Annotated in this window: 12 protein-coding genes, 1 tRNA gene and 3 pseudogenes; 12 read left to right on the top strand and 4 right to left on the bottom strand. The window is 55.1% G+C overall.

Going from position 1 to position 12,608, the window contains the following annotated elements; genetic code table 11:
* Positions 1 to 6: 6 nt before the first annotated feature.
* Both D4100_RS26110 and D4100_RS11225 read left to right on the top strand, forming a co-directional pair.
* Positions 7 to 87, top strand: a pseudogene (locus D4100_RS26110) (integrase core domain-containing protein); the annotation flags it as partial.
* Positions 78 to 290 (top strand): annotated as a pseudogene (locus tag D4100_RS11225) (Bcr/CflA family drug resistance efflux transporter); the annotation flags it as partial. The pseudogenes D4100_RS26110 and D4100_RS11225, both read left to right, overlap by 10 nt.
* Before the next feature lie 115 nt (positions 291 to 405).
* Here D4100_RS11225 and D4100_RS11220 read toward each other — a convergent pair.
* Complete coding sequence (locus tag D4100_RS11220) at positions 406 to 1,308, bottom strand: LysR family transcriptional regulator (RefSeq protein WP_119804379.1); 903 nt, start codon at positions 1,306 to 1,308, stop codon at positions 406 to 408.
* On the opposite strand from D4100_RS11220, the gene D4100_RS25795 reads away from it, so the two are divergent.
* Entirely contained in the window at positions 1,276 to 1,554 is a 279-nt protein-coding gene (locus D4100_RS25795) for a hypothetical protein (RefSeq protein ID WP_199685686.1), read from the top strand. The genes D4100_RS11220 and D4100_RS25795 overlap by 33 nt on opposite strands.
* The gene (locus D4100_RS11210; protein WP_119804378.1) at positions 1,551 to 2,741 is read left to right on the top strand and encodes an MFS transporter; all 1,191 of its coding nucleotides are present in this window, start codon (positions 1,551 to 1,553) and stop codon (positions 2,739 to 2,741) included. Before D4100_RS25795 ends, D4100_RS11210 begins: the two co-directional genes overlap by 4 nt.
* Positions 2,742 to 2,851: 110 nt before the next feature.
* Here the strand turns inward: D4100_RS11210 and D4100_RS11205 are convergent, their stop codons facing one another.
* Complete coding sequence (locus D4100_RS11205; protein ID WP_119804377.1) at positions 2,852 to 3,247, bottom strand: carboxymuconolactone decarboxylase family protein; 396 nt, start codon at positions 3,245 to 3,247, stop codon at positions 2,852 to 2,854.
* A 99-nt stretch (positions 3,248 to 3,346) separates the two neighbouring features.
* Between D4100_RS11205 and D4100_RS11200 the strand changes: the two genes are divergently transcribed.
* The 3 genes and pseudogenes from D4100_RS11200 to D4100_RS11185 form a co-directional block, all read left to right on the top strand.
* Entirely contained in the window at positions 3,347 to 4,255 is a 909-nt protein-coding gene (locus D4100_RS11200; RefSeq protein WP_119804505.1) for a LysR family transcriptional regulator, read from the top strand.
* A 622-nt stretch (positions 4,256 to 4,877) separates the two neighbouring features.
* Positions 4,878 to 5,204 carry a hypothetical protein gene (locus D4100_RS11195; protein ID WP_006319841.1) on the top strand — a complete coding sequence of 109 codons (327 nt, stop codon included), beginning with the start codon at positions 4,878 to 4,880 and terminating at the stop codon, positions 5,202 to 5,204.
* 551 nt (positions 5,205 to 5,755) lie between these two features.
* Positions 5,756 to 5,981 (top strand): annotated as a pseudogene (locus D4100_RS11185) (zincin-like metallopeptidase domain-containing protein); the annotation flags it as partial.
* A gap of 26 nt (positions 5,982 to 6,007) precedes the next feature.
* On the opposite strand, the gene D4100_RS11180 reads toward D4100_RS11185, so the two are convergent.
* Positions 6,008 to 6,083: transfer RNA gene (locus D4100_RS11180), tRNA-Asn, on the bottom strand.
* Positions 6,084 to 6,571: 488 nt separating this feature from the next.
* Here D4100_RS11180 and D4100_RS11175 point away from each other — a divergent pair.
* The 5 genes from D4100_RS11175 to D4100_RS11155 all read left to right on the top strand — a co-directional run bounded on the left by D4100_RS11175 (position 6,572) and on the right by D4100_RS11155 (position 11,648).
* Entirely contained in the window at positions 6,572 to 7,690 is a 1,119-nt protein-coding gene (locus D4100_RS11175; RefSeq protein ID WP_006319839.1) for a branched-chain amino acid ABC transporter substrate-binding protein, read from the top strand.
* Between the two features lie 161 nt (positions 7,691 to 7,851).
* Positions 7,852 to 8,766 (top strand): ABC transporter permease subunit, encoded by a 915-nt coding sequence (locus tag D4100_RS11170; RefSeq protein ID WP_006319838.1) that lies wholly within the window; start codon positions 7,852 to 7,854, stop codon positions 8,764 to 8,766.
* 10 nt (positions 8,767 to 8,776) lie between these two features.
* On the top strand, positions 8,777 to 10,063 hold the full coding sequence (gene livM, locus D4100_RS11165; RefSeq protein WP_006319837.1) for a high-affinity branched-chain amino acid ABC transporter permease LivM: 1,287 nt from the start codon (positions 8,777 to 8,779) through the stop codon (positions 10,061 to 10,063).
* Positions 10,060 to 10,935 (top strand): ABC transporter ATP-binding protein, encoded by an 876-nt coding sequence (locus D4100_RS11160; RefSeq protein ID WP_006319836.1) that lies wholly within the window; start codon positions 10,060 to 10,062, stop codon positions 10,933 to 10,935. The genes livM and D4100_RS11160 overlap by 4 nt, the downstream gene beginning before the upstream one ends.
* Positions 10,932 to 11,648 carry an ABC transporter ATP-binding protein gene (locus D4100_RS11155; protein ID WP_006319835.1) on the top strand — a complete coding sequence of 239 codons (717 nt, stop codon included), beginning with the start codon at positions 10,932 to 10,934 and terminating at the stop codon, positions 11,646 to 11,648. Before D4100_RS11160 ends, D4100_RS11155 begins: the two co-directional genes overlap by 4 nt.
* 38 nt (positions 11,649 to 11,686) lie before the next feature.
* Here D4100_RS11155 and D4100_RS11150 read toward each other — a convergent pair whose 3' ends face one another.
* The gene (locus tag D4100_RS11150) at positions 11,687 to 12,373 is read right to left on the bottom strand and encodes an aspartyl/asparaginyl beta-hydroxylase domain-containing protein (RefSeq protein WP_119804376.1); all 687 of its coding nucleotides are present in this window, start codon (positions 12,371 to 12,373) and stop codon (positions 11,687 to 11,689) included.
* Positions 12,374 to 12,608 lie beyond the last annotated feature (235 nt).

The raw sequence follows: 12,608 nt of genomic DNA, 5'->3' as shown, positions 1-12,608 counted from the left end.
CATAGGGGCAGCCTTCGTGATGAATGTCTGAATGTGCACTGGTTCCTGTCACTGGAAGATGCTCAGGAGAAGATCGAGGGATGGCGGCACCGCGCCTGGCGCACCGCTATGGCCCGCAAATCATTACCTCGGGAGGCATTCTCACCGCGTTATTGGGTGGGAGCCTGCTGCTGATTGGGCCGGAAGCGCCAGGTCTGGGTTGGTATAGCCTGTCCATGATTATGTTCCTCTGGGGCATGGGGCTGGCCAATCCATTGGGAACGGCAATCACAATGGGTCCCTTCGGGAAACTTGTACACGCAGGTTGGTACAAATGAGGTCTGCGAATAGACGAAAGGCAAACGACGGTTAACAAGGGACCGTAATGGGGCAGGAAACGTAATAGGCGGCTTCCTGCATGTGCAGTCATGCGTCATCCCAGGGGGCCAGCCGCCACCGTTCAAGCAAGAAATCACTGAAGGCGGTGAGTCTGTGCGGTACAGGCTCTCTTCGCGCCCGGACGAGACTTATTTTCGATGCTACGCCTTCCCAGTCGGTCAGCACGCGTATCAGATGACCGCTGCGTAATTCTTCGTGAACGTCCCAGGTTTCACGCAGGGAAATGCCCAACCCGGCAAGGCACCATTCATGTAACACATCGCCATTGTCGCTGTTTAGCGTGCCGTCAATAACGATCGCCTCTTCAAGGCCATTTTTTTGTATCCGCCAGGTGTTTTGCAATAACCCTGGGTAGGCAAACACCAGGCAATTATGGTTTTTCAGCGCTTCGGGGCTTTGAGGGCTGCCATGCGCTTTGATATAGGCGGGGGACGCGACCAGGATACGGCGGTTATCGGCCACCCGGCGAGCAAGCAGCCGCGAGTCGGCCAATTCCCCCATGCGTATCGCCAGATCCAAATCACCGCTATACAGATCCTGAATTTGATCAGACAAGCGTAAATCAAACCCCACTCTGGGATGCAACCGGCTGAAATCCGTGATCGCCGCCGCGACAAATTTCCGCCCGAAAGGCGCTGGGGCGGTCAGACGTATATTACCGGTCAGTTCCCGGCTGCCGCCCCGAGCCAATTCTTTAACTTCATCAAGCACGGATAAGGCTACACGGGCCCTTTCTGCAATGGCGCGCCCCTCGTCCGTAATACGTAAATTACGCGTATTCCTTTCAAACAGGGTGGTTCCAAGCGCGCCTTCCAGCCTCGCAATCTGTTTGCTGACAGCCTTCGGGGAAATTTGCAGGTCCCGTGCCGCAGCCGAAAAGCTATGGCGGTCGACCACATGCAAAAAGACGGCGAGATCGTCATTGCGCAATGGATTTGGCCTTTTTTGGGGAAAGTGTTTGTCAATTTTAGACACTTTGCAGTGCAAATCAAATCATCCAGGATGGCATTTGATGAGGTTCGCCCGGTCTGTGTTGCTCAAGGCGATAGCCGGGGCCACGCGCATTTATTTCAAAGGAATCAAGAAATGACAAAACGCATCTTGTTCGTATTGACCCCTCATGACAGAAAAGGGCCGGCAGAAGCCGCCGATGCCGATGGGGGAAATAAAGCATGAGTGAACGAACGCCTTTCGTTATATACGTATTTGCGCTTTGTGCCTTCGCTTTGGGGTTCACCGAGTTCGTCACCATAGGTCTGGTGTCCAATATTTCTGAAGATCTTCATACCAGCGTCAGCCAGGTAGGGACAGCGGTGACGGCCTATGCTTTGGGGGCGGTGATTGGCGCGCCGGGTTTGACTGCACTTGCCACGCGTTGGCCAAGAAAGCGATTGTTACTGGTAGCGATGGCATTGTTTACCCTGGGCAATGCCATCGTGAGCCTGTCGGATTCGCTGACGCCGATGCTGGTAGCTCGCTTCGCTTCAGGGTTGGGCCACGGCGTATTTCTTGCCGTCGCCTCCAGCGTAGCGACGCAGTTGGTCGGGCGTGACCGTGCTGGTGCCGCTGTTGCTGTCGTTTTTGGCGGCCTGACGCTGGCTTTGGCCCTTGGGGTGCCTTTGGGGACTTATCTTGGCAGTCTTTTCAATTGGCCGGTGATTTTCATGGCTGTTGCCGTCAGCGGTGCGATTGGTTTTCTGGGCCTGCTGGTACTCATGCCGACTGACCACCATGATGCTTCGAACCAGGCCAACGCTCTGGACGGCCTTAAGGCGATGTTCAACCCGCGTCTCCTGGCCGGCGCCGGGATTACCGTATTGGCCTATGCCGGTTCGTTCGCGCTTTATACCTATATCTCGCCCATCTTGTTGCACGTCACTCAGGTCCATGAAAGCACCGGCAGTTTATTGATGCTCGGATACGGCGTGATGGCGGCAATCGGGAACGTTTGGGGCGGGCGGCTGACCGATCGTAAAGGTGCGGATTATGCGGTGATGATCATATTGGTTGGGCTGGCCGTGGTATTGCTTGCCATAGGGGCGTCAGCCGTATCGGTGGTGCTCATGGCGATACTTATCGGCTTGCTTGGCGCTTTGACCTACGCAGCGGTGCCTGCGCTCCAGGCTCGGGTGATAGGCTTGTCCCATGAACATGCGCCACAGGCGCCCGCAGTGGCGTCGGGCCTGAATATCGCCGGGTTTAACGGCGGCATTGCCTTAGGTTCTATTCTGGGAGGGATTGCTTTGGAAATCACGGGCTTGGTGAGCACTGCATGGGTAGGGGCGTGCGTGGTAGTGCTGGGAATAGTTTGGATGTTGTTCCAAACGGTAAGCGCAAAAAGCAAAAGAGCCGTGGTGCGGTGACGTCGTCAGCAAAGGGAACGGCTTTTCTTGATACCTAAAAAGGGCGCCTTGCCGGCGCCGATGGGGAAAGACTGAGGAGCTCCACATGCATACATTCTTCAGGCCGGCGTTTATTTGCCGCCATGCGGTGGGGCATTCAGAATATCGCGCACATTAACCAACGCATTACGTACCGCCGCTCCCCCGGCATAAAACAACAATTGCAGGATGGCCTCAATAATTTGTTCACGGCTGGCCCCTGCATTCAGCGCCGCCTGAGTATGTGCGCGCAGCTGCGGAACGGTATGGCCCAGGGTGACGCAGGAAGCGACCACGACCAGTTCCCGGATCATGGCGTCCAGGCCGGGTCGCGAAAGGATACCGCCCATCGCCCATTCTATTGAAATATCAGTAAAGTCGGGGCACAGGTCGGCCATATCCTGGCGTAATGCTTCCCCGGCACCATTGCCATACAACTCGGTAAACAACGCTAAACCCCGTTCGCGCAGCTCTGGATTCGTCACCATTTTCATTCTCCTGTCTGAGTGAGGTTTTATTAAAACTCGCTAACCGGAGTTGATAAACAGCGTTATAATTTAATCTTTAACAAGAAAAACTTGGTAATTGTGAACAAACTGGAAAGCATGTCGGTGTTTGTGCGCGTGGTGGAACGCGGCAGTTTTAGTGCAGTTGCCGATGAAATGCGGCTGAGCGGCACTATGGTCGGGCTGCATATTAAAGCGCTGGAAAAACATCTCGGCGTTCGCCTGCTGAACCGAACGACGCGCAGGCAGAGCCTTACTGACTTCGGAAGTGCTTATTATCAGAGTTGTCGGCGCATTTTAGCCGATATTGAGGATACCGAGTCGGTCGCGTTGGCATTGCACCAGAATCCACGAGGAAGATTGAAGGTGGCTTGCCCCGTTTCATTTGGGGTACATGCACTGTCCCCGGTCACCGCACGGTTTCTCACCGCCTGGCCTGAGATGACGTTGGATCTGGTGCTGAGTGACAAGACGATGGACATGGCGGAGGAGGGGATCGACGTCATGATTAAAGTGGGTGAACTGGAGCATGTGAATTCGTTGGTCGCCCGCCGGCTGGCTGCGTATCGTTCGGTCATCTGCGCCTCTCCCGCCTATCTGGAACGCGCCGGTACGCCTGTTCACCCGGAAGAGTTGACCGATCACCGTTGCCTGGGGTTTGCCCACCCACTGGCGGGCAGTGAATGGTCACTGCAGCAAGGCGGTAAACTGATCAAAGTGCCGGTAAATATCGTTATGGCGGTCAATAATGGCGAGGCCCTGCGCAGCGCCGCGTTAAACGGGCTGGGAATTTTAATGCAGCCGGAGGTACTGCTGGCCGAGGATTTGCGCCAGGGCAGGCTGATACCTCTGCTGCCGGAGTATCAACCCTTGGCGAAACCGGTGCATATTCTTACGTTTGCGGACCGCCAGCAGTTGCCGAAAATCCGTCTGTACGTCGATTTTCTGCTGCAGCATTTTAAGGAGACCCTCGTTCTTCACAAGGGGTAGCGCTTATCGCTGAAGAGTAATGTCCAATAATACTGAGCATGATTTTAATTATCAAATAAACCAAGGTTTTTAAATTAGAATGAATATGTAATATAATTACTTATGATTTCAAATTGAAAATAATTTGTATTGAAATGGCTGTTTGTATACTGCGTTTCCATTTTATAGTGAAAATGAGGAGTGATTTTAAATTTAATTATCAGATGCTGAGTGAGTTCTTGTGGTTACGGTAGGGATAGTTGATGTCGTTAAACGACAGGAGGTGTTTTTTAATTCTAACATTACAAATAAATAGGGTGCTCTTAATATCTCTCGGTGGCTAAATTGGCGTAACTCGCATATCCCTCAGCTATGGCGGCATAAAAACCACTACCCCACACTTTATTAGTGCCTCCTTTATTCGACTGTTTTACCAGAGGTTATGTAATTAATGGGTGTGGCCTAATTTTAGACTATTATTATTTTGCATTCTTTAATTAGCTTAGTAATTGATAATTTAAGTGTGGATGTGTTGCTAAATAAAATAACTCTGATACGCTTCAGTGAAGCACGAGCTATAAACTCATGCTACTGCATAAATAAATGTACTTTTATTGTAAAATTAAAAATATAGGTGAATATTATGAGGCAAGTACAGAAAATTACAGTAAATAATAAAGGTGGGTATGTATTTAATTTCTCAGTTCAATGGCTGGGAAGTGACGGGAAATGGCATACAACTGGTTGGAACAGCGGCGATTATCCTGTGGCGCAGTCCAGAACGACTCCGCCGCTTAATGAAATTGGTGTCCCAAGTGATGCATTGGCTGTAACGCCACATGGGCATGCGGTGCTCGGTAGCTCCGGTCAGGGAAATCCGTTTGTTTCCTTCGCGCCAAACGGCCAGATTGCGACGTATGATGCCGTTGGTACCACTATAATTGGGTTTGCTATTGTGTTGATTGAGTAATTTGGATAAAAACCTATATTAAAGGGAATTATCAGATTCGAAATGCCGATGAGTCCCTGGATATAGAATCGATTCTGTTGTCGCTATGTTTTACAGATCACTTATACCTATGAAGCCCTTTAGCATCGGACTCTATTCCGCTGCTGAGTAGTCCCGGTAAAGGAAACGGTATTAAACAGGAGATGAAAGGGCTTGAATTTCATACACAGACTTAAAAACGACTACAGTTCCTGCGCGGGAATATGAAGACAGATACAACCTTTATCTTTGATAGCTATGGCAAGGGATGGGGCACTAAAAAAAGGCTCTTTCGCATTAAGCGGCCAATGAGGGTACAAGCTCGTCGAACACTTCCAGCTTTGCAAGGTTATTCAGTCAACATCCCTGCGACTTACAATCACATAATATTTTATTGAATTTTATTATGAAGTTATGTGGCGAGCATTGTGTTAAATCAGGCCTGAGATCAGATTGTCGGCTAATAATCAGTAGGTCGGAAGATTGCTAAAAGTGAATGGTGCGGTTAAACGGGATACTTACACGTGGGTACAAACCGATTTAACCGTGAAATTACAGGCAAGTTTGGCAGTGAAGGGTATGCGTTTGAAGTGTTCATTGCCGAGTTGGGAAGCGCGTTCCCTATGGCGTATTTGGGCATTGTTGGAGAGGGACAGCATGAAAATTATGTTGCTTCCTGGCTGAAAGCATTTGAAGAACGACAAAGGCTATATTTTCAACGTCGCCAGCGCGGCGTCAAAAAGCAAAAAGCCCGCTTAAGTTTCCTTAAGCGGGCTTCTCTAATATGGCTCCTCTGACTGGACTCGAACCAGTGACATACGGATTAACAGTCCGCCGTTCTACCGACTGAACTACAGAGGAATCGTGTGAACGGGGCGAATAATAGCGGGGTGTTGTGGGTTTGTCAAAGCACTAAAGTGATGAAAAAGCGCGTTTGCTGTCAGAATGAGCATGTTGCGTCGTTTTTCAGCACTAATCCTGTTCATTTGCGGGGTTTATCATCAGAAAATTCCTGCCATTGTCCTTGCACCGGCCATTGCACGCTTATGGTGCGAGTGTCTGAAAGGGCATTCCCGACGAGCCTGAATGGCAAAAAAATTCCTCTGCCGCGGTAGCGCGCTCGTCCCCGCTCAGCCCCCTGATGCCGGAGAACGCCCCCATTTTCCCACTGATATGTAGGATGAATAATCGGAAAATATGTATTGGCCGTCACAATGGCTGGATTTTTGCTTACCTAAATGCGGGTAATGCGACTGCGCTCTCGCGCAAATTATTTTCCCCGTCTACACATAAAGTGATTGCTCCGCGCCTCTGGGCGTTCTGCTAAAACAGTGCTGAGGAAAACAACAATGTCATCGAAATTCATTAAAAGTCCGCTCGCTGCTCTGCTTATCGGTTGTTTAGGTTCTGCTTTTTATGCTCAGGCCGATATCGTTATCGGCGTCGCCGGGCCGTTCTCCGGGCCGAATGCGACCTATGGCGATCAGTACTGGCGTGGGGCCTCGCAGGCGGCGGCGGATATCAACGCCGCCGGCGGGATCAAAGGGGAAAAAATCAAACTGGTGCAAGGGGATGACGCCTGCGAGCCCAAACAGGCGGTTTCTGTCGCCAACCGGCTGGTCGATCAGGACAAGGTTTCGGCAGTGGTCGGCCACTTCTGCTCATCCTCCACCATGCCTGCCTCGGAGGTGTATGACGAGGCCGGCATCATCGCCATCACCCCCGGCTCCACCAACCCGCAAATTACCGAGCGCGGCATGACCAACATGTTCCGCATGTGCGGCCGTGACGATCAGCAGGGGGTGATCGCCACCGACTACATGCTGAACACCCTGAAGGCCAAACGCATTGCGGTGATCCACGATAAAGACACCTACGGCCAGGGGCTGGCGGACGCCGCCAGGGCGGAGATGAACAAGCGCGGCGTGAAAGAAGTGCTGTATGAAGGGCTGTCGCGCGGCGAAAAAGACTTTAACGCGCTGGTGACCAAAATCGCTTCGGTCAAACCGGACGTGGTCTATTTCGGCGGCTGCCATCCGGAAGCCGGGCCGTTGGTGCGCCAGATGCGCGAGCAGGGCGTGACCGCGAAGTTCTTCTCCGGTGACTGCGTGGTGACCGAAGAGCTGGTGACCGCTGCCGGCGGGCCGCAGTACACCAACGGCGTGCTGATGACCTTCGGCAACGATCCGCGCCAAATCCCGGAAGGCAAGGCGGTCATCGCCAAGTTCCGCGCCAGCGGTTTTGAGCCGGAAGGTTACACCCTCTACTCCTACGCTTCCATCCAGGCGATTGCCGCCGCCTTCAGCGCGACCGGTGGCAAAGACAGCGCCAAGGCCAGCGAATGGCTGAAATCGCACGACGTGGATACCGTGATGGGCAAAAAGGCCTGGGATAAGAAAGGCGACCTGAAAGTATCGGATTACGTGGTCTATCAGTGGGACGACAAAGGGAAATATCACCAACTCTAATTTTCTCCTGCGTCTTTCAAGCGGCAGCGTTGTTGGCTGCCACTTGAAATCCATTGGAGAAATACTGGTTACGGATCCGCACATTGGGCGGATCCGTTCCGATACACTCTTTGGGCCGCGTCGGACTTCGTTTGCGGCCCCTCCAGGCGAGACTGCAAATTATGGATGTTTTCTTCCTGCAACAGCTGATTAACGGCCTGACGCTCGGTGCGGTTTATGGCCTGATCGCCATCGGCTACACCATGGTTTACGGCATTATCGGCATGATCAACTTCGCCCACGGCGAGGTGTATATGATCTCCGCCTATCTGTGCGCCATCGGGCTGGCGCTGCTGTCCTTCTTCGGTTTGCACTCGTTCCCGCTGCTGATCCTCGGCACGCTGGTGTTTACTATCGTGATCACCGGCGTGTACGGCTGGGTGATCGAGCGCATCGCCTACAAACCGCTGCGCAATTCCACCCGCCTGGCGCCATTGATCTCCGCCATCGGCATGTCACTGATCCTGCAAAACTACGCGCAAATCAGCCAGGGGCCACGTCAGCAGGGGATCCCGACGCTGCTGGATGGCGTGTTCCGCATCGATTTCGACGGTGGGGCTCTCCAGATTACCTACACCAAGGTATTTATTCTGGTCGCGTCCCTGCTGGGTATGGCCATTCTTACCTACGTGATCCAGCACACCCGGCTGGGGCGCATCTGCCGCGCCACTCAGCAAGACCGCAAGATGGCGTCTATTCTCGGCATCAACACCGACCGGGTGATTTCCCTGGTGTTCGTGATTGGTGCCGCGATGGCCGGGCTGGCGGGGGTGTTGATCACCATGAACTACGGCACCTTCGATTTCTACGTCGGCTTTATCATCGGCATCAAAGCCTTTACCGCTGCGGTGCTGGGCGGCATCGGTTCGTTGCCCGGCGCAATGCTGGGCGGCCTGCTGCTGGGTGTGGCGGAGGCGCAGTTCGCCGGCATGGTGAACTCGGATTACAAAGACGTTTTCTCCTTCGGATTGCTGGTGGTGATCCTGATTTTCCGCCCTCAGGGCCTGCTTGGACGGCCAATGGTCGCTAAGGTTTGAGGGGGAAACTATGTCGCAAACAGTGGTTCACCAAGGGCTGAACGTGAAACGCAGCCTGCTGGACGCCGTGCTGGCGGGGCTGATCGCCCTGATCGTGTTCGGGCCGATCGTTGGCATCGTGCTGAACGGCTACAGTTTTAACTTTGAGCCGCGCCGGCTGGTGTGGATTATTGCCGCGGTGATGACCGGGCGGCTGCTACTGAGCCTGTTCCTGCAAACTGCGCCGGGGCGCAAACTGTTGGCGCGCTTTGACGGCGGCAATGACGGGGTGTATGTCCGGCCGATAGGGGCCAAGACCAGCCTGCGCTGGATAATCCCGCTGATGGCGGTGATTGCGTTGTTGTTCCCGTTCGTCGCCACCAAATATCTGTTGACGGTGGCGATACTGGGGCTGATTTACGTGTTGCTTGGGCTGGGGCTGAACATCGTGGTTGGGCTGGCCGGGCTGCTGGATCTGGGCTATGTGGCGTTTTACGCCATCGGTGCCTACGGGCTGGCGCTGGGCTACCAGTATCTCGGGCTGGGGTTCTGGGCGATGCTGCCGCTGGGGGCGCTGATGGCTGCGCTGGCAGGGGCGTTGCTGGGGTTCCCGGTGTTGCGCATGCACGGCGACTATCTGGCGATCGTCACGCTGGGGTTCGGTGAAATCATCCGGCTGGTGCTGAATAACTGGATGTCGCTGACCGGCGGGCCGAACGGCGTTTCGGTGCCGGCACCGACCCTTTTCGGCCTGGAGTTTGGCCGGCGGGCGAAGGACGGCGGCGTGCCGATCCACGAATTTCTCGGTATTGCCTACAACCCCAACCTGAAGTTTATTTTTATCTATGCGGTGCTGTTCCTGGTGGTGTTGCTGGTGTTGTACATCAAACACCGGTTGACGCGTATGCCGATTGGCCGCGCCTGGGAGGCGTTGCGCGAGGATGAAATCGCCTGCCGTTCGCTGGGCCTGAACCACGTGCTGGTGAAGCTGTCGGCCTTTATGATGGGCGCTTCCACTGCCGGTCTGGCCGGGGTGTTTTTCGCCACCTATCAGGGGTTCGTCAATCCCACGTCGTTCACCTTCTTTGAGTCGGCGTTGATCCTGGCGATCGTGGTGCTGGGCGGCATGGGGTCGACCATCGGCGTGGTGCTGGCGGCGTTTGTGCTCACGGTGGCGCCGGAACTGCTGCGCAGCTTTGCCGAATACCGGGTGCTGCTGTTCGGCGTGCTGATGGTGGCGATGATGATCTGGCGGCCGCGCGGGCTGGTCCGTATCAGCCGCACCAGCTTTGCGCCGCGCAAGGGGGTGGTGCCATGAGCGACGCTATCCTGCGGGTTGAGCATCTGATGATGCATTTTGGCGGCATCAAGGCGCTGAACGACGTGAATCTGTCGGTTGAACGCGGTTCCATCACCGCATTGATTGGCCCTAACGGTGCCGGAAAAACCACGGTGTTCAACTGCCTGACCGGTTTCTACCGCGCTACCGGCGGCGCGATCCTGCTCAATACCCATAAGCGACCGACCGACGTTATCCAGGTGTTGGGGCAGAAATTCCGCGCCGGCGACTGGGTTAACCCAAAGCGGCTCGGTTCGCGCGTCTACTATAAAATGTTCGGCGGCACCCATCTGGTCAATCGCGCCGGGCTGGCGCGCACCTTCCAGAATATCCGGCTGTTCCGCGAGATGTCGGTGGTGGAGAATCTGCTGGTGGCCCAGCACATGCTGAGCAACCGCAATTTGATCGCCGGCGTGCTCAATACGCCCGGTTATCGCCGGGCGGAAAACGACGCGCTGAACCGCGCCTTCTACTGGCTGGAGGTGGTGGAGCTGACGGACTGCGCCAACCGGCTGGCGGGGGAAATGTCCTACGGCCAGCAGCGGCGGCTGGAAATCGCCCGCGCCATGTGCACCACGCCGGAGATGATTTGTCTCGACGAACCGGCCGCCGGGCTGAACCCGGTAGAGACGGCGACGCTGAGCCGTATTATCCGTTTTCTGCGCCAGCATCACGGCATTACGGTGCTGTTGATCGAACACGACATGGGCATGGTGATGGAGATCTCCGATCGGGTGATCGTGCTCGATCACGGCGACGTGATCGCCGAAGGCACGCCGAAAGAAATTCAGCATAACGATACGGTGATCGCCGCTTACCTTGGCGCGGATGAAGAGGAGCTGGCGGGATGAGCAATGCGATGTTGGAGTTTCGCGACGTAGACGTGTTTTATGGCCCGATCCAGGCGTTGCAACAGGTGTCGTTGCAGGTGAACGAAGGGGAAACGGTCGCGCTGATCGGTGCCAACGGCGCGGGGAAATCCACGCTGCTGATGTCGATTTTCGGCCAGCCGCGCATCAGCGGCGGGCAGATCCTGTTTCGCGGCGAGGATATCAGCCGGCGTTCCACCCATTACGTGGCCAGTAGCGGCATCGCCCAGGCCCCCGAGGGGCGGCGTATTTTCCCGGATATGAGCGTGGAGGAAAACCTGCTGATGGGCACCATTACCCTCGGCAACCGCTATGTGGATGAAGATTTGCAGCGCATGTTCGATCTGTTCCCGCGCCTGAAGGAGCGGCGCAACCAGCGTGCGATGACCATGTCCGGTGGCGAGCAGCAAATGTTGGCCATCGCCCGTGCTCTGATGAGCCGGCCGAAGTTGCTGCTGCTGGACGAACCGAGCCTGGGCCTGGCGCCGATTATCGTCAAACAGATCTTCAGTATTCTGCGCGAGCTGACCCGTGGCGGCATGACGCTGTTTCTGGTGGAACAAAATGCCAACCATGCGCTGAAACTGTCCGATCGCGGCTATGTGATGGTCAACGGCCAAATACGCCTGACCGGCAGCGGTGCGGAGTTGTTAAGCAATCAGGAGGTGAGGAAAGCCTATCTGGGCGGGGTTTGAACCGCCGAGCCGGGGCAAGGAGGCTCCCGGCCATCGATTCAAAACTGGCGCTGGATCCAGCGCACGTTCAGCCGCACCAGCGCGATGATGCCGCTGGACAACATGCGCAGGCCGGCGGACAAATCACGGCGGCGAATATCCAGCAGCAGCACGGTGCGCACTTCCTCGCTGTCATTCCACACTTCGTGTTCGAAGGTGTCATCCCACAGCATAAATTCGCCTTCGTTCAGCCGGTATTCGCGGCCATCGACTTTCAGCACCGCAGCGGGAACGCCGTCGGCGCGTTTGGGCATCGACAGCACCAGGTAACCGCGCAGAATGCCGCGAAACGGGCCACGGTGCGCCGGTACCTGTTTGCCGGGCGCCAGGAAGGACAGTGAGGCGGAAAGCACGTCCGGTGAGGTGGCGATCAGCCCGGCCAGCGTCGGGCAGCGTACAAGATTGCGGGTTATCGGCTGGCCATAGGCCTGCATGATAAACATCCGCCAGTCACGCGCATCGTTGGCGGAGATCGACGCCTGTTCGCTCATGATCTCGTGAAAACGCGGGATATTGCGCAGATCCTGGGCAATGCTCAGCGCCTCATCACGTATCTGCGGCCAGGCTGCGGTAAAACGTTGTGCATCGGGAAACAGGCGATCGCTGTCGAGCATCGGCGCGCCGGTGATGCGGCGATCGTAAATATCGCGTAACCGCAGCACTGCCCAATCATAGATAAATGACATGGTGTCCTCGTTAAATAAGGTGCGACTGACGGGCGATCAAATACTGTGAGAAAAAAAGGTATGAGTTCAACAGATTAGCACAGCATTTCGCCATGCGGGAGTGGTAACGGCCTGTACTGAGACAGGCAGGGTGAAGCGGGGATCGACCCGGCAGATTTACCGGCAACGGGTGTTCCTGTTCAGCAACAAGCCAGGTGCCGGCCTGAGCATGTTGTCGAAAAATACAGCACAATAA

Source organism: Serratia inhibens (assembly GCF_003591175.1).
Lineage (GTDB): Bacteria > Pseudomonadota > Gammaproteobacteria > Enterobacterales > Enterobacteriaceae > Serratia > Serratia inhibens.
The sequence above is the reverse complement of the archived record's forward strand: the minus strand, read 5'-3'. Positions and strand labels throughout refer to the sequence as shown.